Source organism: Teichococcus wenyumeiae (assembly GCF_003696345.1).
GTDB classification, from domain to species: Bacteria; Pseudomonadota; Alphaproteobacteria; order Acetobacterales; family Acetobacteraceae; genus Pseudoroseomonas; species Pseudoroseomonas wenyumeiae.
This window is the reverse complement of record NZ_RFLX01000008.1, coordinates 40,689-63,931: the sequence shown is the minus strand read 5'-3', so window position 1 is coordinate 63,931 and position 23,243 is coordinate 40,689. Positions and strand designations below refer to the sequence as shown.

The 23,243-nt window shown below is 69.6% G+C and carries 20 protein-coding genes; 8 read left to right on the top strand and 12 right to left on the bottom strand.

All coding sequences use genetic code 11. The annotated features are described in order from the left end of the window. Positions 1 to 105 precede the first annotated feature (105 nt). The 5 genes from EBE87_RS12575 to EBE87_RS12555 all read right to left on the bottom strand — a co-directional run bounded on the left by EBE87_RS12575 (position 106) and on the right by EBE87_RS12555 (position 5,739). A complete protein-coding gene (locus EBE87_RS12575; RefSeq protein WP_122140016.1) occupies positions 106 to 675 on the bottom strand; it encodes a DUF3035 domain-containing protein in 570 nt (189 codons plus the stop codon). Continuing rightward, positions 672 to 1,169, bottom strand: coding sequence for a signal peptidase II (gene lspA, locus EBE87_RS12570; protein ID WP_120638134.1), 498 nt, complete (start codon positions 1,167 to 1,169; stop codon positions 672 to 674). Before lspA ends, EBE87_RS12575 begins: the two co-directional genes overlap by 4 nt. Then, positions 1,166 to 4,021 carry an isoleucine--tRNA ligase gene (ileS, locus tag EBE87_RS12565; protein WP_120638135.1) on the bottom strand — a complete coding sequence of 952 codons (2,856 nt, stop codon included), beginning with the start codon at positions 4,019 to 4,021 and terminating at the stop codon, positions 1,166 to 1,168. Before ileS ends, lspA begins: the two co-directional genes overlap by 4 nt. Positions 4,022 to 4,207: 186 nt before the next feature. After that, on the bottom strand, positions 4,208 to 5,131 hold the full coding sequence (locus EBE87_RS12560) for a bifunctional riboflavin kinase/FAD synthetase (RefSeq protein ID WP_120638136.1): 924 nt from the start codon (positions 5,129 to 5,131) through the stop codon (positions 4,208 to 4,210). Next, entirely contained in the window at positions 5,128 to 5,739 is a 612-nt protein-coding gene (locus tag EBE87_RS12555; RefSeq protein ID WP_233553180.1) for an LOG family protein, read from the bottom strand. The genes EBE87_RS12560 and EBE87_RS12555 overlap by 4 nt, the downstream gene beginning before the upstream one ends. Before the next feature lie 121 nt (positions 5,740 to 5,860). On the opposite strand from EBE87_RS12555, the gene EBE87_RS12550 reads away from it, so the two are divergent. Further along, positions 5,861 to 7,009 carry a M20 family metallopeptidase gene (locus EBE87_RS12550; RefSeq protein ID WP_120638137.1) on the top strand — a complete coding sequence of 383 codons (1,149 nt, stop codon included), beginning with the start codon at positions 5,861 to 5,863 and terminating at the stop codon, positions 7,007 to 7,009. A 59-nt stretch (positions 7,010 to 7,068) separates the two neighbouring features. Here EBE87_RS12550 and EBE87_RS12545 read toward each other — a convergent pair whose 3' ends face one another. Next, entirely contained in the window at positions 7,069 to 8,178 is a 1,110-nt protein-coding gene (locus EBE87_RS12545; RefSeq protein WP_120638138.1) for a M20/M25/M40 family metallo-hydrolase, read from the bottom strand. A gap of 51 nt (positions 8,179 to 8,229) precedes the next feature. Here EBE87_RS12545 and EBE87_RS12540 point away from each other — a divergent pair, with 51 nt between their 5' ends. The 3 genes from EBE87_RS12540 to EBE87_RS12530 are packed head-to-tail and all read left to right on the top strand — an operon-like array spanning position 8,230 to position 11,974. Then, positions 8,230 to 9,354 (top strand): threonine synthase, encoded by a 1,125-nt coding sequence (locus tag EBE87_RS12540; RefSeq protein ID WP_120638139.1) that lies wholly within the window; start codon positions 8,230 to 8,232, stop codon positions 9,352 to 9,354. Beyond that, complete coding sequence (locus EBE87_RS12535; protein WP_120638140.1) at positions 9,351 to 10,865, top strand: M81 family metallopeptidase; 1,515 nt, start codon at positions 9,351 to 9,353, stop codon at positions 10,863 to 10,865. The genes EBE87_RS12540 and EBE87_RS12535 overlap by 4 nt, the downstream gene beginning before the upstream one ends. After that, complete coding sequence (locus tag EBE87_RS12530; protein WP_120638141.1) at positions 10,862 to 11,974, top strand: alanine racemase; 1,113 nt, start codon at positions 10,862 to 10,864, stop codon at positions 11,972 to 11,974. The genes EBE87_RS12535 and EBE87_RS12530 overlap by 4 nt, the downstream gene beginning before the upstream one ends. A 32-nt stretch (positions 11,975 to 12,006) precedes the next feature. Here the strand turns inward: EBE87_RS12530 and EBE87_RS12525 are convergent, their stop codons facing one another. Genes EBE87_RS12525 through EBE87_RS12510 form a run of 4 tightly spaced genes read right to left on the bottom strand, consistent with a single transcriptional unit; the run spans position 12,007 to position 14,789 of the window. Further along, positions 12,007 to 12,456, bottom strand: a complete 450-nt coding sequence (locus EBE87_RS12525) for a DUF5991 domain-containing protein (protein WP_120638142.1) — start codon at positions 12,454 to 12,456, stop codon at positions 12,007 to 12,009. 15 nt (positions 12,457 to 12,471) lie between these two features. Next, on the bottom strand, positions 12,472 to 13,323 hold the full coding sequence (locus EBE87_RS12520) for a LysR substrate-binding domain-containing protein (RefSeq protein WP_120638143.1): 852 nt from the start codon (positions 13,321 to 13,323) through the stop codon (positions 12,472 to 12,474). 6 nt (positions 13,324 to 13,329) lie between these two features. Further along, positions 13,330 to 14,034, bottom strand: a complete 705-nt coding sequence (gene cuyB, locus EBE87_RS12515) for a cysteate racemase (RefSeq protein ID WP_199707327.1) — start codon at positions 14,032 to 14,034, stop codon at positions 13,330 to 13,332. Beyond that, positions 14,031 to 14,789 (bottom strand): sulfite exporter TauE/SafE family protein, encoded by a 759-nt coding sequence (locus EBE87_RS12510; RefSeq protein ID WP_120638144.1) that lies wholly within the window; start codon positions 14,787 to 14,789, stop codon positions 14,031 to 14,033. Before EBE87_RS12510 ends, cuyB begins: the two co-directional genes overlap by 4 nt. Before the next feature lie 78 nt (positions 14,790 to 14,867). On the opposite strand from EBE87_RS12510, the gene EBE87_RS12505 reads away from it, so the two are divergent. Then, positions 14,868 to 15,698: a sulfite exporter TauE/SafE family protein gene (locus EBE87_RS12505; RefSeq protein ID WP_120638145.1), complete on the top strand. Its 831-nt coding sequence runs from the start codon at positions 14,868 to 14,870 to the stop codon at positions 15,696 to 15,698. Positions 15,699 to 15,773: 75 nt separating this feature from the next. Here the strand turns inward: EBE87_RS12505 and EBE87_RS12500 are convergent, their stop codons facing one another. Both EBE87_RS12500 and EBE87_RS12495 read right to left on the bottom strand, forming a co-directional pair. After that, positions 15,774 to 18,302 carry a glycosyltransferase family 4 protein gene (locus tag EBE87_RS12500; protein ID WP_120638146.1) on the bottom strand — a complete coding sequence of 843 codons (2,529 nt, stop codon included), beginning with the start codon at positions 18,300 to 18,302 and terminating at the stop codon, positions 15,774 to 15,776. 57 nt (positions 18,303 to 18,359) lie between these two features. Further along, positions 18,360 to 19,754 (bottom strand): FkbM family methyltransferase, encoded by a 1,395-nt coding sequence (locus EBE87_RS12495; RefSeq protein ID WP_120638147.1) that lies wholly within the window; start codon positions 19,752 to 19,754, stop codon positions 18,360 to 18,362. A 625-nt stretch (positions 19,755 to 20,379) separates the two neighbouring features. On the opposite strand from EBE87_RS12495, the gene EBE87_RS12490 reads away from it, so the two are divergent. Genes EBE87_RS12490 through EBE87_RS12480 form a run of 3 tightly spaced genes read left to right on the top strand, consistent with a single transcriptional unit; the run spans position 20,380 to position 23,233 of the window. Further along, positions 20,380 to 21,318, top strand: a complete 939-nt coding sequence (locus EBE87_RS12490; protein ID WP_233553181.1) for a 2-hydroxyacid dehydrogenase — start codon at positions 20,380 to 20,382, stop codon at positions 21,316 to 21,318. A gap of 2 nt (positions 21,319 to 21,320) precedes the next feature. After that, positions 21,321 to 22,097, top strand: a complete 777-nt coding sequence (locus EBE87_RS12485) for a class II aldolase/adducin family protein (RefSeq protein ID WP_120638148.1) — start codon at positions 21,321 to 21,323, stop codon at positions 22,095 to 22,097. Next, entirely contained in the window at positions 22,094 to 23,233 is a 1,140-nt protein-coding gene (locus EBE87_RS12480) for an ABC transporter ATP-binding protein (protein ID WP_120638149.1), read from the top strand. Before EBE87_RS12485 ends, EBE87_RS12480 begins: the two co-directional genes overlap by 4 nt. Positions 23,234 to 23,243 lie beyond the last annotated feature (10 nt).

Sequence of the window (23,243 nt, the reverse complement as noted above, 5' to 3'; positions counted from 1 at the left end):
TTTCCGCGCCGAACTCAAGCCCGGGCGGGGCGTCTTCCTCCCGCGCGGGATCGCCGGGCGCGGGTCCGGGTTCCATGGGCGCCGCGCTGTGTTCCGGCGCGGCGATCAGAAGATGCCCTGGAACAGGCCCTGGCGGCGCCGCTGGATGATGGCGGTCTCGCCCTGGTCCAGGTCACGGCCCAGGGCCGCGTTCTCGCGCAGGCGCTGCGCTTCCCGCTGCGGGTCCACCACGGTGCCGGGCTGCGGCGCGTCGCGCCAGAACATCAGGCGGTCCACCAGGCCGCGGTCCGGCTGCTCCAGCCGCAGGCTTTCCTCGTCCACCTGGCGGCGGATGCCGCCCGGCACCGCACCGCCGGCCTGGGCCAGCAGGGCGCTCTCGCCGGCGGAAGGGGCGGTGGCGGCGCCGGCGCCATGCGCCGCGCCGGGGGCCAGGATGGCCTCGCCGGCGGCGGCGCCGGTCAGTTCCTGCGGCCGGGTGCTGCCGGGGCGGGGCACCGGCAGGTTGCCCAGCGAGGGCGGCAGCGACAGCGGCGCGCGGGTGACGACGGAGAATTCATCCGGCGCATCGCGCGTGAAGCCTAAGGTCCGCGCCGTGTCCTGACCGCATCCGGCCAGAAGTGGCAGCAGAAGCAGGGCGGCGGCGGCGGGAACCGCGAGGCGGGAGGACTGCGTCATGCCGCTTCCTTACCTGTCTGTTTTGGCCGGAACAAGGCATCGGCCATCAGCGCGATCACGCCCAGCACGATGCCGGCATCGGCGATGTTGAAGACATACCAGTGCCAGTCGAAGGCCCAGGTATCGATGAAGTCCACCACCGCGCCGAAGCGCAGCCGGTCGATCACATTGCCGACCGCGCCGCCGATGACGGCGCCCAGCGCCACCACCGTCAGGCGGTTGTCGGCACGCCGCAGCCAGTGGACGAGAAAGCCCACCACGGCCAGGGCCAGCAGGGCCAGCAGCAGCCGATGCCAGGGGGCATCGCCCGCCAGCAGCCCGAAGGTGACGCCACGGTTCCAGACCATGGCGAATTGCAGGCCGAAGCTGCCGAAATCGAGCAGCGGCAGCCGGCCGATCTCCGGCAGGCGCAGCCCTTCCAGGATCCACCACTTGGAGAGTTGGTCCACCACCAGGGTGGCGGCGGCGATGCCCAGGCCGAACTTCAGGCTCATGCCGGCTCCACCACCGCTTCGCAGCGGAGGCACAGACCGGGATGGGCGGCGGAGCGGCCGACTTCGGGCAGCACGCGCCAGCAGCGCTCGCACTTCTCGCCGGCGGCGGGGGCGAAGGCCACGGCGACGCCGGGCACGCCTTCCACCGTGAAGGCATCCTCGGGCGCCGCCCCGGCCGTCAGTTCCAGGCCGGAGGTGATGCACAGCTCGGCCCAGGTCCCGGCCGGCAGCAGGGGCAGATCGGCCTCGGGCAGGTGCAGGCTGGGCGCCGCCTGGAGGGAGGAGCCGATGGTGCCGGCGCCGCGCGCCTTCTCCAGCGCGCCGGTGACCACGCGGCGGATGTCGCGCACCCGCGCCCACTTGGCCGCCAGTGCCTCATCCCGCCATTCCGCCGGAATCTCGGGGAAGAGCTGCAGGTGCACGCTCTCGCCCTCGCCGGGGAAGCGGGCCAGCCAGGCTTCCTCGGCCGTGAAGGGCATCACGGGCGCCAGCCAGGCGGTCAGGCAGCGGTGCAGGGCGGCCAGCACGGTGCGGGCGGCGCGGCGGCGCTGGCTGTCCAGGGCATCGCAGTAGAGGCTGTCCTTGCGGACATCGAAGTAGAAGGCGGAAAGATCCGTGGCGCAGAAGGCGTGGATCTCGGGATAGACGCCGTTCCAGTCGTAGTCCTTGGCCGCCTTGCGGATGCGCGCATCCAGCTCCGACAGGCGGTGCAGCACCCAGCGCTCCAGCTCCGGCAACTGGTCATGCGGCAGGATTTCCGCGTCCTGGAAGCCGTCCAGGTTGCCCAGCAGCCAGCGCAGGGTGTTGCGCAGGCGGCGGTACAGCTCGGCCTGCTGCGTCAGGATGTTCTTGCCGATGCGCAGGTCGTCGGCGGTGTCCGAGTTCATCACCCAGAGGCGCAGGATATCGGCGCCGTACTGCTTGGTGACTTCCTGCGGCGCGGTGACATTGCCCAGCGACTTGGACATCTTCCGCCCGGTCTCATCCAGCACGAAGCCGTGGGTCAGGATGGCCTTGAAGGGCGCGACGCCGCGGGTGCCGATGCTTTCCAGCAGCGAGGAATGGAACCAGCCGCGATGCTGGTCCGAGCCTTCCAGGTAGAGGTCCGCCGGGAAGGGCAGGTCCCGCTCGGGCGTGAGAGTGAAAGCGTGGGTTGAGCCGGATTCGAACCAGACATCGACGATGTCCATGACCTGCTCGTAGTCGTCCGGGTTCCGCTCATTGCCCAGGAAGCGCTGGGCGGCGCCGGGCTGGTACCAGGCATCGGCCCCTTCCTCGCGGAAGGCGGCGGTCACGCGCTCCATGATGGCGGGGTCGCGCAGCGGCTCGCCGGTGCGCTTGTCCACGAAGATGGCGATGGGCACGCCCCAGGCACGCTGGCGGCTGATGCACCAGTCTGGCCGGCCCGCGACCATGGAGCCGATGCGGTTGCGGCCCTGGTCCGGCACGAAATGCGTCTTGGCCAGCGCATCCAGCGCCTTGGCGCGGATCTGGTTGGCGTCGTCCATGGCGATGAACCACTGCGGCGTGGCGCGGTAGATCACCGGCTTCTTGGAACGCCAGCTATGCGGGTAGCTGTGGGTGATGAAGCCCTTGCCGGAAAGCTTGCCCATCTCCGTCAGCGCGGCCCAGACCGGCTCATGCGCCTTGAAGACATGCACGCCCGTGAAGCCCGGCGCCTGCATGGTATAGGTGCCGTCATCCGCCACGGCTTCCGTGACGGGCAGGCCATAGGCGCGGCCCAGGGCAAAATCGTCCTCGCCATGGGCGGGGGCGATATGCACCACGCCGGTGCCGGCCTCGGTGGTGACGAAGTCGCCAGCCAGCAGCGGCACGTCGAAGCCATAGCCCGGCGCGCCGGCTTCCCAGCCGCGCAGCGGATGGGCGGCGATGGCGCCGGCCAGTTCCGTGCCCTTGAAGATGCGCAGCACGCTATGGGCGGTGATGCCCACTTCCTTGGCGAAGGAGGGGATCAGCGCCTCCGCCACCACCAGCCTGCGGCCGGGGGTCAGCAGCGCGCCGTCCTCGACCGCATCCACCTGCAGCAGCGCGTAGTCGATCTCCTCGCCATAGGCGAGGCCGCGGTTGGCGGGGATGGTCCAGGGGGTGGTGGTCCAGATCACCACCTCCGCCCCCACCAGGTCCGGCGCGGAAGCGGAGATGATCGGGAAGTTGGTGAAGAGGATGGCGGACTTGTGGTCCTGGTACTCGACCTCGGCCTCGGCCAGCGCGGTCTTTTCCACCGGGCTCCACATCACCGGCCGCAGGCCGCGGTAGAGCGAGCCGTTCATCAGGAACTTGCCGATCTCACCCGCGATGGTGGCCTCGGAGGAGAAGTCCATCGTGGCATAGGGATGCGCCCAATCGCCGGCGACGCCGAGGCGCTTGAACTCCTCCCGCTGCACGTCCAGCCAGTGGGCGGCATAGGCGCGGCATTCGGCGCGGAATTCCAGGACCGGGACGCTGTCCTTGTCCTTGCCCTTGGCGCGGTACTCTTCCTCGACCTTCCATTCGATCGGCAGGCCGTGGCAGTCCCAGCCCGGCACATAGCCGGCGTCATGCCCGGCCATCTGGGCGGCGCGGTTGATGACGTCCTTCAGGATCTTGTTCAGCGCGTGGCCGATGTGCAGCGGGCCGTTGGCATAGGGCGGGCCGTCATGCAGCACGAACTTGGGCAGGGCCTTGGACCGTTCCCGCAGCTCCTGCCACAGACCCATCCTCTCCCAGCGCTCCAGCCAGCCCGGCTCGCGCTTCGGCAGGTCGCCCTTCATGGGGAAGGAGGTCTTGGGCAGGAAGACGGTGCCGCGATAGTCGCGGGCGGCGGGGGTCTCCGTGGAGGGAGCGTCGGTCATCGGTGCATCCATGCCGCCATGCGGCGGGCTTCAGGCAGGGGGAGGAAAGCGCGGCGCGATAAAGGTCCCGGCCCTCGGGTCAGAGGACCGGGCGGCTAATTCGCAACCCTGCGGTGTGAAGCGCGCGCGGCATGGCCGGGTTTTTGCGGCCCGGCGCGACGGGGGTCAAGGGATGGCCACCCGGCCTCAGGCGCCCAGCAGCTTCCGCGCCGCGGCGGCATCGGCGGCGATCTGCGCCGCCAGCTCCTCCAGGCCGGAGAATTTCTTCTCCGCCCGCAGGAAGCGGATCAGGCGCACGCCGACCTCCTGGCCGTAGAGGTCCCCGGCGAAGTCGAAAAGGTGGGCCTCCACCCGGCTCTCGGTGCCGCCGACGGTGGGGCGGGCGCCGATATTGGCGACCCCCGGCACCACCCGCCCGTCCGGCAGCGCCACCTGCACGGCGTAGACGCCGCGTGCCGGCTCCAGCTGCCGGCCCAGCGGCACATTGGCGGTGGGGAAGCCGATGGTGCGGCCGCGCTTATCGCCATGGCTGACCGGGCCGACGATCTCCCAGGGGCGGCCCAGGCGGTGGGCGGCGCGTTCCGGATAGCCGTCCTGCAACAGCCGGCGGATGGCGGTGGAGGAGATGGGGCCGTCCTCGTCCGCCACCGGCGGCACCACCGTCATGCCGATGCCGAGCGCCTCGGCCTCCCGCGCCAGCATGGCGACATCGCCGCCGCGCCGGTGACCGAAGGCGAAGTCATGGCCGCAGGAGAGGTGGCTGGCGCCCAGCGCGCCATGCAGCACCTCCTGCACGAAAGCCTCGGCCGGCATGGCGGCGAAGGCGTCGTCGAAGCGGATGGCCAGCACGAAGGCGCAGCCCAGCGCCGAGAAGAGCGCCAGCTTGGCCGGCAGCAGCGTCAGGCGGAAGGGCGGGTCGCCGGGGCGGAAATGCTCGCGCGGGTGCGGCTCGAAGGTCAGGACCGCCAGCGGCCGGTCGGGGCGGCCGGCATGGGCGGCGGCCAGCACGGCGCGGTGGCCGAGATGGATGCCGTCGAAATTGCCCAGCGCCAGGGTGGCGCCGCGCGCCGCCTCCGGCAGGCCGCGCCAGTCCTGGAAGAGCTGGGTCATCGCTGCTGCGGGCTGGCCCAGCTCTTGACCGCCGGAGCCTCGAACCGGGCCAGGGCCTCCAGCGCTTCCTCGGGGCTCGCCACGAAATCGGCGATGGGGCGCTGCTCCGGCTTCACGAAGCCCTCGGCCACCATGTGGTCCAGCAGTTCCGCCATGCGCTGCCAGTAGTTGTTCACGTCCAGGAAGACGATGCCCTTGTCGTGGATGCCGAGCTGCGTCCAGGTGAAGGCCTCCACCGCCTCCTCCAGCGTGCCGACGCCGCCGGGCATGACGATGAAGCCGTCCGACAGGTCGGCCATCATCTTCTTGCGCTCATGCATGGTGCCGACGACATGCAGCTCGGTGATGGCGCCATGGCCGACCTCGCGGCGCATCAGCACCTCGGGGATGATGCCGATCACCTCGGCGCCGGCCTTCATGGCGGAATCCGCCACGATGCCCATCAGTCCCACATGTCCGCCGCCATAGACCAGGCCCAGGCCGCGCGCCGCGATGGCCTCGCCCATGGCGCGGGCGGCCTCGGCGAAGGCGGGGTTCAGGCCGGGATTGGCACCGCAGAAGACGCAGACGCGCTTGAGGCGGGGGGCGGGGGGAATGCTGTCGGTCACGGGCTCTCCCAGGGTGGAAGTCAAGGGGGTTCAGGCTGGGCTTAGACCCGGCGCCCCGGATGGACAAGGCCGCGTGCCAGGGGCCACAAGGGCGGCGGCTTCAGGAAGGATTGAACACCCCATGCCTCAGACCCGCATCGGCACCAGCCAGGACCTGCTCCAGGAACTGCGCGGCTGGGTGGAGCACGAGACGCCCACCACCGACCCCGCCGCCATCAACGGGCTGCTGGACAAGGCCGAGGCCGAGCTGCGGGCCGTGGGCGCGGAGGTGGAGCGCATCCCCGGCCGCGACGGCTTCGGCGACCACCTGGTGGCGCGCACGCCGGCCAATGCGGCGCATGGCAACCGCAAGCCCGTGCTGGTGGCCGGCCACCTGGACACGGTCTGGGACCACGGCACCCTGGCCAAGACCATCCCCTTCCGCGTGGAAGGCGAGAAGGCCTATGGCCCCGGCATCTATGACATGAAGTCCGGCAGCTTCGCCGCCTTCCATTCGCTGCGGGAGATCCTGCGGCAGAAGGTGGCGACGCGCAGCCCCATCACGCTGCTGCTGACCTCGGACGAGGAAGTGGGCAGCCCGTCGAGCCGCGCGCTGATCGAGGCTGAGGCGGCCAAGGCCTGCGCCGTGCTGATCCCCGAGCCCGCCGGCAATCCGGGCAAGGCCTGCGTCACCGCCCGCAAGGGTGTGGGGCGCTTCGTGGTGCGGGTGCAGGGGCAGAGCGCCCATGCCGGCGGCAACTGGGAGGAAGGCAGCAGCGCCGTGGTGACGCTGGCGCGCCTGATCACGCAGATCCATGCGCTGGTGGACCTGCCGGGCGGCACCACCACCAATGTGGCGCCGATCTGGGGCGGCACCCGGCCCAACGTGATCGCGGCCGAGGCCGGCTGCGAGGTGGATTTCCGCGTCTCCTCCATCGCCAAGGGCGCGGCGCTGGTGGATGCGGTGATGGCCATGGCCGGGCCGCAGCCGGAAGGCACCAACGTCACCATCACCGGCGGCCTCAACCGCCCGCCGATGGAGGAAAGCCCGGCCATCCTGGCGGTCTACGAGCGCGCCCGCGCCATCGCGGCCGGCCAGGGCTATGACCTGCCGAAGCAGCATCGCGGCGGTGGCTCGGACGGCAACTTCACCGCCGCCATGGGCATCCCGACCCTGGACGGGTTGGGCTGCTCCGGCGCCGGGGCGCATGCGGAATTCGAGCACATCCTGTGGGAAGAGCTGGCCCCCCGCACCGCGACGCTCTGCGAACTGCTCGAGACCCTGGAATAAGGTCCTGACCCAGCCGGGGGCCGCCCTGCGAAGGCAGGCGGCCCCCGGCCGGCGGGGCTCTACCCCCGCATGATCTGCTGGAAGACCGGCACCGCCGCCGCCAGCCATTCCACCCGCGCCCGCTCCTTCGGGCTATGGGCGGTGTCCATCACCTCCGGTCCCAGGATGGCGCAGGGGGCGATCTCCTGCAGTTCGCTGGCATCGGTGCCGAAGGGGCGCGTCTCGGCGCTGCGGCCGGTCGCCGCCTCCACCGCGCGGATGAAGGGGTGATCCGCCGGTGTTTCCGGTGGCGGGCCCTGGCGCACCACGGTCAGGGCGACGCCCGCGCGCTCCGCCGCCGCCTGCACCGCCGCCACGACCGGGCTGGGGTCGATCCGCTTGCTGTAGCGGAACTTGATGCGCGCGGTGGCCACCGGCACCGTCACGTTCACCGCCGCGCCGTGGTTGTCCAGGATCAGGTTGAAGTCGGAAAAGGGCGGCGAATAGGCATCGTCGTGCAGGGAGGTGTCGTCCCGCAGCCGCTGCTGGATCTCCCGCATCTCCACCAGGAAGGGGATCAACGCCCAGTTGGCGTTGCGCCCGATGCCCAGCGAAGAATGCGCCTGCACCCCTTCCGCCACCGCGATGAAGTCGATGTTGCTGCGGTGGCCGCGCACCGGCACCATCCCGGTCGGCTCGGCCACGATGATGCCGCGCGGCGCAGCCCGGCGGGCCAGGGCGGAACGGTCCGCGATCAGCCGCGCGCCCTGCTTGGTGGTTTCCTCATCGGTCGTGATCAGCAGCGTGGCGGGCAGATGTGCCGGCAGGCTGCGGGCGGCGATGATGCAGGCGGCCAGCGGCCCCTTCATGTCGGCGGCGCCCAGGCCATGCAGCACGCCGTCGGGGTCGATGCGGCCGGAGAAGGGGTCGTCCGCCCAGCCGGTATCCGGCACCGTGTCCATGTGGCCGGAGAGCGCCACGCCGCCCGGCGGGCCGCGATGCGCCACCAGCACGCATTTGGCGACGCCGCGCGGGTCGGTGAAATCCAGCCGCTCCAGCTCGAAGCCCTCCAGCTCGGCCGCGATGCGGTCGGCCAGGGGGTTGTTGGAGACGAAGCTGCGGCTGTCGATCCGGACAAGGTCGGCAGCAAGGCGGGCCACCGCGGCGGCCGGTGAATCGATATGGGACATGGCGCACTACACCTTGCGGGCCGCGCGAGAGCAAGCCACGGTGATGCCTCCATGACCGCACCCGCCTATCTCGACCCCCGCACCGGCCAGACCTGGCCTCTCGCAACCCCGCGCTGGTGCGGCCCGGATGGGCAGCCCCTGCTGCTGACCGACCTGCCCGGCATCGGGCGGGAGGATATCGCGCAGGGGGAGCGCTCGCTCTGGCGCTACCGCGCCGCGCTGCCCTTCCTGCCCGAGGCGCCGATCAGCCTGGGGGAGGGCTGCACGCCGCTGGTGGCCGGAAGCTGGGCCGGGGCGCCGGTCCGCTTCAAATGTGAGTGGTTCATGCCCAGCGGCTCCTTCAAGGACCGGGGCGCCTCGGTCATGCTCTCGCTGCTGCGGGCGCAGGGGATCGCGCATGTGCTGGAGGATTCCTCCGGCAATGGGGGCGCCGCCATCGCCACCTATGCCGCCGCCGGCGGGATGCGGGCCAAAATCCTGGTGCCGGATTCCACCAGCCCGGCCAAGACGGTGCAGTCCCGCGCGGCGGGGGCGCAGATCGAGCTGGTCCCCGGCAGCCGGCAGGATTGCGCCGATGCCGCCCTGGCCCAGGCCGAGCGCATCTTCTACGCCAGCCACAACTGGCACCCCTTCTTCCTGCACGGCACCAAGACCCTGGCCTATGAGCTGTGGGAGGACCTGGGCTTCCGTGCGCCGGACAATGTCATCGTGCCCTGCGGCGCCGGTTCCAACGTGCTGGGCTGCGGCATCGGCTTCGGGGAACTGCTGCGGGCGGGGCAGATCTCCCGCATGCCGCGCATCTTCGCGGCGCAGCCGGCCAACTGCGGCCCCGTGGCCCGCGCCTTCCTGAACCAGCCGCTCGAGGCCGTGCGCCCCACCATCGCGGAAGGCACCGCCATCGCCCAGCCGATCCGCACGCCGGAGCTGCTGCGCGTGCTGCACGAGAGCCGTGGCGGCGCCGTGCTGCTGGAGGAGGAGGAGATCGCCGAGGCCACGCGCGGCCTGGCGCGCCAGGGCCTCTATGTGGAGCCCACCTGCGCCCAGGCAGCCGCGGCCTTCGGCCACCTGCTGGCCGCCGGCACGATCCGGGAGAGCGAGACAACCGTGGTGGTCCTGACCGGCACCGGATTGAAATCCACCCAGCGCCACGCCGAGCTGATGGGCATGAAGCTGTGAGCGGCGCCGGTCCGCGCATCGCGCTGCTGGGCTTCTCCATCGAGTGCAACCGCTTCGCCCCCACGGCGGCGCGGGCGGATTTCCGCGTCTGGCTGGAAGGCGAGGCGATCCTGGCCGATGCCCGCAGCCGCGCCCCCGGCGCGTTGGGGGAAATGCCCGGCTTCGTGCGGGCCATGGACAAGGCCGGCGCCTGGCAGCCCCGTCCGGTGCTGCTGACCATGGCGGAGCCCAATGGCCCGGTGGAGCACCCGCTCTTCGCGGAGATGATGGCGATCTGGCGCCAGGGCCTGGAAGCCCTGCGGGGCCAAGTGGACGGCATCTACTGCGTGCTGCACGGCGCCGGCCTGACCACCGAGCTGGACGACCCGGAAGGCGCCTTGCAGGCCCTGGTGCGCGAGGTGCTGGGGCAGGGCGTGCCGCTGGTCTGTTCCTACGACCTGCATGCCAATGTCTCGGACGGCATGGTGCGGGATTGCGATGCCTTTGTCGGCTACCGCACCAACCCGCACCTGGACATGCGGGAGCGCGGCGCGGAATCGGCTGGCCTGCTGCGCCGGCTGATGGCGGGGGAGCGCTTCCACCGCGCCTTCCGCCGCCTGCCCATCGTCGCCCCCACCGTCAGCCAGCTGACCTCGGAAGGCCCTTATGCCGAGGTGATCAACCTGGGCCAGGCACAGGCCAATGCACTGGGGCCGAAGAAGATCGCCAATGTCTCCGTCATGGGCGGCTTCGCTTATGGCGACACGCCCTTCAACGGCTTCGCCATCATCGTCACCGGCCCTGACAAGCCGGCCTGCGAGGCACTGGCCGACGAGCTGGCGAAAGCCGCCTGGGAACGCCGCGCGCGCTTCGTGGCGAAGCTGACCTCGCTGCGGGAATCGGTGGAGCGGGCGCTGACCAGCGAGGTGCCGCTCTGCTTCGCCGATGTCGCCGACAATCCCGGCGGCGGCGGGCGCGGCAATACCATGTATATCCTGGAGGCCTTCCATAAGGCCGGCGTGCAGGACGCCATCTTCGGCATCATCCACGACCCCGCCCTGGCGGCGGAAGCACATGCCCTGGGTGGCGGCGCCAAGTTCACCGCGCGTTTCAACCGCGATGCCGCCAAGGGCTTCAGCAAGCCCTTCACCGCCGAGGCGCGGGTGGAGGCGCTGTCGGATGGCAAGGTGACAGGCCGGCGTGGCATCTTCGCCAATACCGCCATCGAGCTCGGCCCCACGGCGGCGCTGCGCATCGGCGGCATCGTGGTGGTGGTGGTCAGCCGCCGCACGCAATGCGCCGACCCCGCCTTCCTGGAGCATCTGGGGCTGGATATCGGTGCGGCAAAGGTGGTGGTGGTGAAGTCGCGCGGGCATTTCCGCGGCGGCTTCGACGAATTCTTCTCCGCCCAGCGCATCGTGGAAGTCGATGTGCCCGGCCTGACCTCCCCCGTGCTGGACCGCTTCGAATGGAAGAAGCTGCCGCGCCCCGTGCTGCCGCTGGACCCCGAGACCCGCTGGACTCCCCGATGACCACTTTGGACGACCTGCCGACCCCCTCGCTGGTGCTGGACCTCGGCATCCTGCGCGCCAATCTCGCCGGCATGGCGGCGGCGGTGGCGCGCCACCCCGGCGTGGCGCTGCGCCCGCATATGAAGACGGCCAAGAGCCTGGATGTCGCGGCGCTGGCCGCGCCGGACCATGGCCCCATCACCGTCTCGACGCTGGCCGAGGCCCGCTACTTCTTCGAGGGCGGCTACAAGGACCAGATCTATGCCGTGGGCATCGCGCCCGCCAAGCTGGATGCCGTGGCGTCGCTGAATGCCCAGGGCGCCAGCATCAAGGTAATCGTGGACGATGCCGAGGCCGCGGCCGCCATCGCCGCGCATCCGGGCCCGCTTTCCGCGCTGGTGGAAGTGGACGTGGGGGAGGGGCGCGGCGGCGTGGCGCCGGAATCCGAGGCCCTGCTGGCACTGGCCGCCACGCTAAGCGGCCGCCTCGCCGGCGTGCTGACCCATGCCGGCCATTCCTATGCCGGCCGCTCGGCCGAGGAGATGGCCCGCATCGCGGAAACCGAGCGTGCCGGTGTGGTGCGCGCGGCGGAGCGGCTGCGCGCGGCGGGGCACGAGGTCGGCATCGTGTCGCTGGGCTCTTCCCCCACCGCGCTCTATGGCGCCAGCATGGAAGGCATCACGGAAATCCGTGCCGGCGTCTACATGTTCGGCGACCTCTTCCAGATGCAGATCGGCACGCATGCGCCGGAGGCCATCGCGCTGACGGTGCTGGCCAGCGTCATCGGCCGCAAGCCGGAGCGCGAGGCGGTGCTGCTGGATTCCGGCTCGCTGGCATTGTCGAAGGACCGCAGCACCCAGGCGGCGCCGAAGGACTATGGCTTCGGCCTGGTGCTGGATCTCGATGGCCGGCCCTCATTCGGAGAGACGCTGGTGGTGCGCACGCATCAGGAGCATGGCGAGGTGAAGCGGCAGGACGGCGCGCTGGATTTCGCCCGCCTGCCGGCCGGCGGCCGCGTGCGCGTCGCGCCCAACCACGCCTGCCTGACCGCCGCGGCCTATGACCGCTACCACGTCGTCGATGGCGGCCGGGAGGTCGTGGCGGTCTGGGACCGTGTGAACGGCTGGTAGGCTGGGCGCGGCCCTCCGGCGCGCCGGGCGGATCAGGCCTTGCGGAAGCGCAGGGCCGGGGGCGTCCGGCGTTCCTCCGGGTTCAGGGCCTGCCATTCCGTCACGGGGGCAGCCGTGCCCTGGCGCCGCAGCCGGAACAGGTCCTGGCCCGGGCGGTAGACGGCGGTGCCGTATTTGTTGGCCAGCTTGCCATCGGCATAGGAGCGGAAGCGGACCCAGAGGTTCTCGCCGTTGGTGGCGACCTCGCACAGGATGTGCTCGTCGCTCTGGAAGCCGGTGATGTCCAGGGCGCAGTCGGCCGGGCCGTTGCCGATGCGAAGGTTGTAGGTGACGGCCATGCCGGAGCCGCCGGCGGTGCGGCCGCCTTCCCATTCATAGCGGTAATGCCCGACCCAGGGGCGCTGCGCCGGGTTCTGGGCCAAAGCGGGTGCCGCCAGGGCGAGCATCGCCGTGCCGGCGAGCCAAGCCATCCGCAGGACCATGCCTGAAGTTCCTCCTCAGTTCTGGTCCAGGCTATCGCGGATCAGCGCCACCAGCGGCGCAACAAGCTGTGTCCGCCCGGCGGCATCGCCGAAGACGGCCATCTCGGCCACCCCCAGCGGCGGCAGCCCGTCCGTCTCCCGCAGCCCGGGCGGCAGGCCGGAACGGCCCATGACGGTGGCCGCGAAGCCCGCCTGCGCCGCCGCCGCCACGCCCAGCAGGCTGGCGGAGGTATAGACCACCTCGAAGCCCATGCCCGCCCGCGCCAGGGCGGCCAGGGCGCGGTCGCGGAACATGCAGCCCTGGGGCAGCATGGCGAGCGGCAGGGGGCGGCCTTCCGGCGCCACCCAGCCGGGGGCGGCGACCCAGACGATGGGCTCGGTCCAGAGGATGCTGCCAGTGGTCTCGCCATCCCGGCGCTTGCCCAGCACCAAGTCCAGCGCGCCGCGCTCCTGCGCCGCGCGCAGCTCGTGGCTGCGGCCGACCTCCACTTCCAGCCGCACATCGGGGAAATCCCGCGCGAAGCGGGCCAGGATGGGTGCCAGGTTGCGGGGCACGAAGTGGTCGGCCACGCCCAGGCGCAGGCGGCCCGTCACGGGCGGCGCCACCAGCCGGCGCACCGCCTCGTCGTTCAGGGCGAGCATGCGGCGGGCATAGGCCAGCAGCGTCTCGCCATCCCGTGTCAGGGCGACGGAGCGGCTGGTGCGCTCGAAGACCCGGCGGCCGACGAGATCCTCCAGCCGCTTCACCTTCAGGCTGACGGCCGATTGCGTCAGCCCCAGCGCCAGCGCCCCCGGCGTGAACCCGCCCCGCTCCGCCACTTGAACAAAACAGCGCAACAGGTCGAGGTCGAGGTCCGGGATGCGCAAGGCGCGTTACCCCCGCGCCCAGCGGATGGAGGCCAACGCCAGGGCGTCGATGGTATCCACCAGCGGGACGCCGATCTCCGCGTATGGCCCGGCCAGGATGCCCAGCGGGATCTCCGTGCAGCCCAGCACCACGGCGGCGGCGCCGCGCGCGCGCAGGTTGCCGGCGGCCTCGGCCAGCGGCGCATAGGCATCGGCCACCTGGTTGGACTTCACCAGCGCGATGCCGGGGGTGACCAGGGCCTCCATTTCGGCCGATTCCGGCACGATGACCTCATAGCCCAGCGCCTCCAGCCGCGGCTGGTAGAGCCGCATGGCCAGCGTGCCCGCCGTGCCCATGACACCGATGCGGCCGGAGCGGATGCCCTGCCGCGCCAGGTCTTCCGCCGCCGCGTCCACGATATGAAGGATAGGCAGGTCGGTGCCGGCGCGCAGTTCGTCGTACCAGCCATGGGCGGTGTTGCAGGGAATGGCGATGGCGCCCGCGCCCGCCGCCTTCAGCCCGGCCACGCCGCGCGCCAGCCAGGGCAGCGGGTCCTCACCGCCCGAAAGGCGGGCGGCGCTGCGGTCCGGCACCCGGGGGTCGGACCAGAGCACGGCGGGGATATGGTCCTGGTCGCGCTTGGCGGGGGTCAGCAGCGTCAGGCGCAGCATGAACTGCGCGCTGGCCAGCGGCCCCATACCACCGAGGACGCCCAGCATCTTGTCACTCACCACCCCAGCCCTTCCATCACCAGCTTGGCGCCCGTGACGCCGAGAAGCACATAGATCACCCGATAGAATACCTTGTCGCTGACGCGCCCCTGCAACCAGACGCCCAGCCGCACGCCGACCGGTGCCAGCGGCAGCAGCAGCAGGCTGGTGAGCAGGTTGGTGGCGCTCAATTGCCCCAGGGCCGCATAGGGCACCAGCTTCACGTAGTTGACCACCCCGAAGAAGACCACGGTGGTGGCCGAAAGCTGCGCCCGCGGCAGCCGCAGCGGGTAGAGATACATGGCCATCGGCGGCCCGCCGGCATGGGCCAGGGTGGAAGTGAAGCCCGAGACCATGCCCCAGAAGCCCCCCTTGACGGCATTGGGCGCCGCCGGCTCCGGCGGCCCGTGCCGCGCCACCCAGAGCCCGCGCGCGATGAAGGCCAGGCTGATGGCGCCCACCATCAGCTTGATGTTGTTGTTGCTCATGAAGCCGAAGGCGAAGGCGCCGAGCAGGATGCCCAGCAGCCCGCCGGGCAGGATGGCGCGCATCTCCCGCCCGCTCCAGCGCCCCCACCAGGCGCGCAGCCCCGCGAGGTCCATGGCGCAGAGCACCGGCAGGGTGATGGCGGCCGCCTGCGGCGCCGGCACCAGCAGCGCCATGGCCGGCACCGCGAGGTTGCCGCCGCCCGAGGCGAAGCCACCCTTGCTGATGCCGGTGATCAGCAGCGCCGGCACCGCCAGCAGGTAGAACCACGGGTCTGTGATGATGGGCACGGGCTTGCGGAACCGGAGGTGTCGTGTGATGCCGAGGTTGCACTCCTGAAACCGTCTCGCCAAGGCCTACCCCACCGTATGCAACATCTCTCCGATCCTGTCTGGCTGGTGGCGCTCGCCGCCGCCATGGCCTTCACCGGGCTCGTCTCCGGCACGCTCGCGGGGCTGCTGGGCGTGGGCGGGGGCATCGTCATCGTGCCCGTGCTGTTCAACGTGCTGCCGCTCTTCGGCATTCCCGAGGCCGTGCAGATGAAGCTGGCGGTTGGCACCAGCCTGGCCACCATCATCCCGACTTCCATCGTCTCGGCCCGCAAGCATCAGGCCAAGGGCGCCATTGACGGTGCGCTGCTGCGGGCGATCTGGCCTTCCATGATCATCGGCGTGGCACTCGGCACCGTGGCCGCCATCTGGCTGCATGGCGCGGCGCTCTCGGCCGTCTTCGCCGTCATCGCGCTGCTGGTGGCGCTGAACATGGGCTTCACGGGCGTGGACTTCAAAATCCGCGATGTCACGCCGCGTGGGCCGGGGCTCTGGGGCATCGGCGGCTTCATTGGCGCGGTCTCCGCCATGATGGGCATCGGCGGCGGCACGGTGGGCGTGCCCATCCTGTCCATGTTCGGCACGCCGATCCGCTCGGCGGTGGCGACGGCCTCCGTCTTCGGGCTGATCATCTCCATCCCGGCGACGGCGGGCTTCATCTATGGCGGCTGGGGCGTGCCGGACCTGCCACCCTTCTCGATCGGCTATGTGAACCTGATCGGCTTCGCGCTGATTGTGCCCAGCTCGATCCTGGCGACGCCCTGGGGCGTGCATCTGGCGCACACCATCCCGCCGCTGATGCTGAAGCGCGCCTTCGCGGTCTTCCTGGCCATCACGGCGGTGCGGATGATCTATTCGCTGGTGACCTGAGCCACCGCCCAGGACAGCATCGAGGCCGGTGAACCGTCCTGCCGGAAGGCCGACGGAATCACCGGCACCTGCCCGTCAGTCCAGAATCTGGTACCAGTCCCCGTGATAGAGCACCTGGCCGATGCGTTTCGCCGCATCGGCCCAGGAGTTGCGGGACACCAGGGCGGGGTCGGCCTTGAGCTTGCCAGCCATCCAGTCTTCCACCGTGCTGGCCAGGGCGGCCGCATCGCCCACGGGAAAATACACCGCACCCTTACCGCCCACTTCCCGGAAGACTGGGATATCGCTGCAGATGACCGGCTTGCCCATCCGCGCGGCTTCGGCGATCGGCAGGCCGAAGCCTTCGGCCATGGAGGTGCAGAGCACCGCCTCGGCGTGGTTGTAGGCATGCACCACATCGACATCCTTGGCGTCGAAGAACCAGTGCAGGCGCTTGCCGAATTCCTTGTGGCTGCGGAGCCGATCGGCGAATTCCTCAACCTTCCAGCCATGTTTGCCGATTAGGCAGAGCGACACATCAACGCCGCGGGACCAGAGAAGCTCAAACGCCTTCAAGGCAAGCGCCTGATCCTTGCGCGGTTCGATCGTGCCAACCGAGACAAAGACCGGATGCGGGCTGTTGAAGGCGCGCAGCACCGGCTCCTGCGGCGCTCGGTTGGCGCTGCCGCGTAGAATATCGGAGCCGCAGTGGAACCAGCCGATGTGAAGCCCGGGGCGGTGGGGCAGTCGGCGCGACTGGATATAGGTGATCAGCTCATCCGCCACCGCGCGGGATATGCAGATCAGCCCGTGACTCCGCCACACGGCTGCTTCCAGCCAACGCGTGTGCGCGGCAGGCATCCCGTCGCTGCAGACCTGAGGATAAAGCTCCGGGATCAGGTCATAGATACAGGTGATGATCCGCCCGCCCTTGCGCTCCACGCCCTGGAACAAGGGCTCGAAATGGACATAGGCTTCCCAATTGGAGTCGAGCATGAACAAGTCATCCCTCGCCCGCAGCTCGATGGGGTAGGGCCGGCCGACGGGAGGGCGCCCAAGCGTCGTGCCTGTGAAGTCAGGCACCGAATGGATGGCGGTCGGCTCCAGCCGCACCGCGACCGGAACGATATCCGGGCTGGGCGGCTTCTCGTAGAACGCCGCTGTCACCTGGCGGACCACGCGCTGGATGCCGGTCCAGGCGTCGATCTGCTGCGTGATGGTGGTGTCAATCAGCAGGCGTCGGCTGGCTGCTTCCTGGAATTGTGGCACGCTGAACAGCAGGTTATCCACGACATCGCCGATCTGGTCATCCATTTCCGGTTCGGTCGCCAATATCTCGGCAAGTTCCACGCGGGCGGCATCCAGGTCCAGCATCTGGCACGGCAGGATATGCGGCGCGTTATGCCGCGCCAGGTGCTCGTCGATGGCGTCCAGTGCCCGCCGGGCGGAATTCTGCCAGGTGAACTGTTTCGCCCGCTCGATGCCCCAGGCCGATACGTCACGGCGTAGTGCCTCGTCCCGCAGCAGGCGTTCGAGCTTCACTGCTGCCGCTTCGATGTTGTTGGGATCGAACCTCAGATCCTCGCGGTCAACAATTTCCGGGACGCTGGAGTTATCCGCCGCCAGAACGGGGGTGCCGCATTGCATGGCTTCCAGGATTGGAAGCCCGAACCCTTCGTAGAGGGACGGGAAGATGAACAGGGTGCAGGTATTGAGCAGCTCGACCAGCAGATCATCATTGATGCCGCCGACGATGACAATTCCATCCGGCTCAACGCCTAAAGACGCCGCATAGGCCTTGAACTCGGCGATGTCTTCCGCCGACAGCATCGTCACGAGCAGGAGCTGATATGACCGCCGCAACTCGGTCGGCAAGGATGCGAAGAGAGTTACCGCGCCCTTGAGGTTCTTCCGCTGATCCGCGCCGCTTACGTACATGATGAAGGGTCGTGTTACGCCGGCCTGCTGCTGCAGCGCGTTCCGCCTCGCATCCGTGATCTGCAAAGGGCGGAAGCGGTCATCCGCGGCGCCCGAGATATTTACGATCCTGTCCGGATCGACACCGAGCAGCCGGATCGCATCCTGCCGGGCGGATTCTGAGATCGCTAACAGCAGGTCCACCTTGCTCAGGGAGGCGGCCGTGGCGCGATAGGTGCCTGAGGTGAGGGGCGAGCTCAGATAAAGGTCTGGGAAGACCAGCGGGATCAGGTCGTACACGACGGCGCAGGTCAGCCGTGCCGGGTAGGAAGACAGATCCGCAGGGCTGAAGTCACCCGGCCCCAGCTCGAACAGGCTGGTGGCCAGCAGGACGTCCGGCGTCAGGCCAGCCACATGGCAGCGCACGATGGCGTCGCCGAGTTTGCGCTTCGGGGCGCTCGGCGGCTGGTCGTAGCTTTCCGTGCGCGGCACTTGGTAGTGGGATACGGCGCCTTTTGGCAGGCTCTTGCCGTATTCCTCGGCCACTTCCTGGGCCGCAGCGGCGTGGTTGGAATTCAGGAGGAGGCGCAGGTCACGGTCACCGCGCAGGTCCACCATCGCATTGACAAGCTGAGTGGTGTAGCGACCGATCCCCCGAGGCCGGGAGCCGACTGTCAGCGCCCCCTGCATATCAATCGCAATCCGCATAGCGTCGTTGTTCCTCGGGATCGATGTCTGTGAAGGCAGGATCGGTGTTCTTGAAATTCAGGTGCCGCTGATCAATTTCCGCTGGCGCATGGTATCCGTGCGCAGCAGCACCACCAGCTTGTCGCGGTGTGACAACTCGCCGTAATTGGCAGGCAGCGACATGGAATTCGCCTCCTGAGGTCCTGACGGATTGAGCATTAGGCCCGGCAGAAGCGTCCTAATTTGCTCTCGGCGCAAATTCTTGACCAGGAGCGGCAGGAAGTGCCGGGGCTCGCTCCTCAGCACATGCATGGCGGTGCGAGTTTTGCGAAGCGGGCTGGTCACCCGCCAGGACGTGCTGGCAAGCAGGCTGTCCCGATGCTGCACCACGTCGCTGTGCTGGCTGCGCAGCAGCGACAGCTGATAGTTCTTCTCGGCCAGGTGGGAGCGCAGTGCCCCGGGAAGATCGCTAGAGGGCAGGTGGCCCGACCCTATCTCCTGCGCCACGACGTGTTGGATCTGTTCCAGCATCTTGGTCTGCCGCTGGATCTGCGCCCGGCGGTCACGAAGCAGGCCCTCCTGCTGGACGATCTGCCTTTCGGCATTGGCTAGGGCGCGCTGCGCCACGTCCAACTGCGCCTTCGCGGCCGCCGCAGCCTGCCGGGCAGAGTTGTTCGCCTCGTCCAACTCGCTCCGCAGCGCCGCAGTCATCTGCTCCTCCGCAGCCAGGCGCGCCGTCAATTGTTCCAGCGCGGCGGCCCGTTCGGTAGCCTCCGTTTCGGCCCGGTGCTGGGCAATGGGCTTGAAGTCGTCCAGGGCATTCGGCGGAATGGCCAGCTTCTCGATCAACTCGCGCCGCTCCGCCGCGACGAAGTACAGGTTCACGCCATCAAAGAAGGCCTGCTCATAGCCGGCATTCAGCACCAGGTCGCGCCAGAGATGGTCGTTCCGCTCGGTACTCAAGGGCTGCGTGGCCTCGATCACCATGACCCAGGGGCGGAAGCGCTGGAAATCCGCGCCTTCCAGTACGGCTCGCTCACCCCCCTCGACATCAATCTTGAGGAAATGGATCTCCTCGACCTTGGTGCTCTCGCAGATGTCAGCCAGCGTCAGGGCCGGTACGGTCCGGGTCTCCACGCCCCAGCCGCGCTCGGACGCCTTGGCCGCCACATCCTCTAGTGTGGTGGAAAGGCCGGTGCTGGGGATATTCATGAACCGCATGATGCCGGCATGCGCCGCAACAGCCACGTTCAGGTTCAGGTCACGCGGCCGTTCCGCCACGCAACGGTCGTAGAATTCCTTGGCAGGCTCGACATTGATGCCGCTCCAGCCGCGGTCATAGAAGAGGCGGGTGACGGAAAGGTCGCTGGGGTCGCAGGCGCCGACGTCGATGTAGAACCCGTTCTCCACATGACCCAGCGCCCGCCAGAGAACGATATCCTCACCATTCTGCGCGAAGGAGATCAGGGTCATTGGATGTCTTGTCCGAGGATGGTCAGGAAACAGGAGGGGCTGCTCAAGAGGAGGAAGCCCCCAGCAGCTCTGGCCCGGTCGGCAATGCCAGTGCCTCTCTCCCGGTCGTGGAACTTCCCATGATTCGCTCTTAACCCACTGTCCCCTGGCCTGCCTAGGGCGGCAACCACGAGCCGCCCCGTGGCCGGTGGCCCGAGCCGGAGCGTGACATCATAAGGAGCCTCCTTGGGAAGTTCAGGCCATCCGGGAGGAGATCAAGATTTTCGGCGCCTGCGGCCTTCAGCGCCGCATTGTGCCTGAGCGGGCTGTCCCTGGCGGCGCGGCGCTTGGTCGCGCCCACAACCAAGCGCCGCCATGTAACCGCACGCATGCGGGGGGAGGGAATACTCATGCGGACCTGCTTCCGGAAGGGGGGCGGCCTCGCGCCCTCCTGTGGCGCTGAAGGCGGTCGGTTGCCGCCGGCTTGCGCAGAATGAACGCGCAGCCGCCATCCAGCCCCGCGAATGCGTCTGGAACGGGCCTCTTGTCATCTTCCCGGACCTTTACCCGCCGGGCTCTCCTGGGCAGTCTGCGCGCCCGGCCCCGCCTGTCGCGGGGGCCGCGATGTTAAGGAAGCCGCGCCCAAGTGTTGCTCCTGGTGAAGTCTGGCGGCGAGAAGGCGGTCGCCGAGTGGCAGACCTGCTTCCGCAAGGCCGACCCTCGTCTTGAGGTCCGCTCCTGGACCGACCCCTCCGTCGATCCCGCCGATGTGCGTTACGTCATGGTCTGGGAGCCCGAGCCAGGCCGCTTCCCCGCCATGACCGGGCTGCGGGCGGTGTTTTCCTCCGCCGCCGGGGTGGACCACATCACCTGCCTGCCGGACTGGCCGCGCCACCTGCCGCTGATCCGCATGGGCGGCGAGGAAACGGCGCAGCGCATGGGCGAATACATCGCCTGGGCCTGCCTGACGCTGCTGCGCGAGACCCGCGTCTTCGCCCTGGCGCAGGCGGAGCGGTGCTGGGCCAACAGGGAATCGCCCTTCTCGGCCCGCCAGCGCACCATCGGCATCATGGGGCTGGGCAATCTGGGGCAGGCCGCCGCGCGGATGCTGCAGGGGCTGAATTTCACCGTGCGGGGCTGGTCCCGCGGCCGCAAGGACATCCCTGGCGTGCGGAGCTTCGCCGGGGCCGAGGAATTGCCGGAATTTCTCGCCGGCACGGATATCCTGGTCTCCCTGCTGCCCTCGACCCCCGAGACGACCGGGCTGGTCGACGCCGCCCTGCTGGCACGGCTGCCCATGGGCGCCGGGCTGGTTTCCGCCGGGCGCGGCCAGCATGTGGTGGAGCCGGATCTGGTCGCGGCGCTGGATTCCGGCCATCTCTCCGGCGCCGTGATGGATGTCTTCGCCACCGAGCCGCTGCCGCCGGACAACCCGCTCTGGGTGCATCCCAAGGTAACGGTGACGCCGCATGTCGCCTCCCAGGCGACGCGGCAGGACCGGGCGGCCTATGTCGCGCAGGCCATCGCGGCCCAGGAAGCCGGGCTGCCGCTGCCCAATGTTTACGACCCGGAAAGGGGCTACTGATCATGCTGAACCCGCCACCCGCCCCGCCTGTGCGCCCCGACCCCACCCGCGTCCCCACCGAACGGGAGCTGCGCGAGGACCTGGCCTGCGCCTACCGCCTCTTCGCCCATTTCGGCATGACGGACCTGGTCTATACCCACCTCTCCGTGCGCGTGCCGGGGGAAGGGCACCGCTTCCTGGTCAATCCCTACGGGCTGATGTTCGAGGAGATCACCGCCTCCTCCCTGGTGCTGGTGGATGCCGAGGGGCAGCCGGCGCAGGAAACCTCCTGGCCGGTGAACCCGGCGGGCTTCGTGATCCATTCCGCCCTGCACCTGGGCAGCGAGCGGGCGCAATGCGTGATGCATACCCATACCCTGGCCGGCATGACCGTGGCGGCGACGCAATGCGGGCTGCTGCCGCTGAACCAGATGAACATGGAGCTGACCGACCGCGTCGCCATCCATGAATACGAAGGCATCGCGGCCGACGACAACCTGGATGAGCGCGAGCGGCTGGTGCGCGACATGGGCGACAAGCCCTGCCTGATCCTGCGCAACCACGGGCTGCTGACCACCGGGCGCACCGTGGCCGAGGCCTTCTACTGGATGTATTACCTGGAGATGTCCTGCCGCATCCAGGTCGCGGCGCAGTCCACCGGCGCGCCGCTGGCCCTGCCGCCGGCCGAGATGGTGGCGCGGGTGCGGCAGCAGGCCAAGGACAGCCCCACCAAGGGCTGGCTGCCCTGGCAGGCCCTGAAGCGCAAGATGGACCGCGAGCAGCCGGACTACCGCGCATGAGCGCCGCGGCGCCCGCGCGTGCTGGCGCCGCGGTGGCGGTGCCCACCGCGGCTTCCGGCCACGCGCTGGGGCTGCGCGGCATCATCAAGCACTACGGCAGCTTCACGGCGGTCGAGGACGTGACGATCGAGGTGGGGAAGGGCGAGTTCCTGACCCTGCTCGGCCCTTCCGGCTCCGGCAAGACGACGCTGCTGATGACGGTCGCCGGCTTTGTGCAGCCCAGCGCCGGGCAGGTGCTGCTGGATGGCCGCGACATCACCGCCCTGCCGCCGGAGAAGCGCGACTTCGGCATGGTCTTCCAGGGCTATGCGCTGTTTCCGCACCTGACGGTGGCGGAGAATGTCGCCTTTCCGCTACGCGTCCGGCAGGTTTCGAAGCCGGAGCAGGCCAGCCGCGTGGCGGCGGCGCTGGACCTGGTGCAACTGACCCGCTTCGCCGAGCGCAAGCCCAGCCAGCTTTCCGGCGGGCAGCAGCAGCGCGTGGCGCTGGCCCGCGCCCTGGTCTTCGACCCGGCCCTGCTGCTGCTGGACGAGCCGCTTTCCGCGCTCGACAAGAAGCTGCGGGCGGAATTGCAGGAGGAGCTGAAGGCGCTGCACCGCCGCGTCGGCCGCACCTTCGTCAATGTGACGCATGACCAAGAGGAGGCCCTGAGCCTCTCCGACCGCATCGCCATCCTGAACCATGGCAGGCTGGTGCAACAGGGCAGCCCGGCGCAGCTCTACGAGGCGCCGCGCACCCGCTTCGTGGCGGATTTCCTCGGCAAATCCAACTTCCTGGCCGGCACGGCGGAAGGCGGCGCGCCGGAGGGCTTCACCATCCGCGCCGGCACCACGCCGCTGAAGGTGGCCGCCGCCGCGCGGCCCGCCGCCGGCACCCGCGTGCTGCTGTCCCTGCGGCCGGAGAAGGTGGCGCTGCTGGCGGAAGGGGAGGCGGCGGACAACATAGTCCCCGGCACGGTGGAAAGCTGGTCCTATCTCGGCTCCGGCTTCGCGCTGGTGGTGGCGACGGCCGATCTCGGCCCGCTGCGCGTCAACCTGTCGGCCTGGAACGCGCCCTTCGCCCCGGCCGAGGGCCTGCCGGTGCGCCTGGGCTGGTCCGCCCACGCCGCCGTGCCGGTGGAGGAGGACGCCGCCTGAAACCGCGCGG

Coding starts and splice junctions, on each gene's coding strand:
- EBE87_RS12575 (WP_122140016.1), bottom strand. CDS start 675: ATGACGCAGTCCTCCCGCCTCGCGGTTCCCGCCGCCGCCGCCCTGCTT.
- lspA (WP_120638134.1), bottom strand. CDS start 1,169: ATGAGCCTGAAGTTCGGCCTGGGCATCGCCGCCGCCACCCTGGTGGTG.
- ileS (WP_120638135.1), bottom strand. CDS start 4,021: ATGACCGACGCTCCCTCCACGGAGACCCCCGCCGCCCGCGACTATCGC.
- EBE87_RS12560 (WP_120638136.1), bottom strand. CDS start 5,131: ATGACCCAGCTCTTCCAGGACTGGCGCGGCCTGCCGGAGGCGGCGCGC.
- EBE87_RS12550 (WP_120638137.1), top strand. CDS start 5,861: ATGCCTCAGACCCGCATCGGCACCAGCCAGGACCTGCTCCAGGAACTG.
- EBE87_RS12545 (WP_120638138.1), bottom strand. CDS start 8,178: ATGTCCCATATCGATTCACCGGCCGCCGCGGTGGCCCGCCTTGCTGCC.
- EBE87_RS12540 (WP_120638139.1), top strand. CDS start 8,230: ATGACCGCACCCGCCTATCTCGACCCCCGCACCGGCCAGACCTGGCCT.
- EBE87_RS12530 (WP_120638141.1), top strand. CDS start 10,862: ATGACCACTTTGGACGACCTGCCGACCCCCTCGCTGGTGCTGGACCTC.
- EBE87_RS12525 (WP_120638142.1), bottom strand. CDS start 12,456: ATGGTCCTGCGGATGGCTTGGCTCGCCGGCACGGCGATGCTCGCCCTG.
- EBE87_RS12505 (WP_120638145.1), top strand. CDS start 14,868: ATGCAACATCTCTCCGATCCTGTCTGGCTGGTGGCGCTCGCCGCCGCC.
- EBE87_RS12500 (WP_120638146.1), bottom strand. CDS start 18,302: ATGCGGATTGCGATTGATATGCAGGGGGCGCTGACAGTCGGCTCCCGG.
- EBE87_RS12495 (WP_120638147.1), bottom strand. CDS start 19,754: ATGACCCTGATCTCCTTCGCGCAGAATGGTGAGGATATCGTTCTCTGG.
- EBE87_RS12485 (WP_120638148.1), top strand. CDS start 21,321: ATGCTGAACCCGCCACCCGCCCCGCCTGTGCGCCCCGACCCCACCCGC.
- EBE87_RS12480 (WP_120638149.1), top strand. CDS start 22,094: ATGAGCGCCGCGGCGCCCGCGCGTGCTGGCGCCGCGGTGGCGGTGCCC.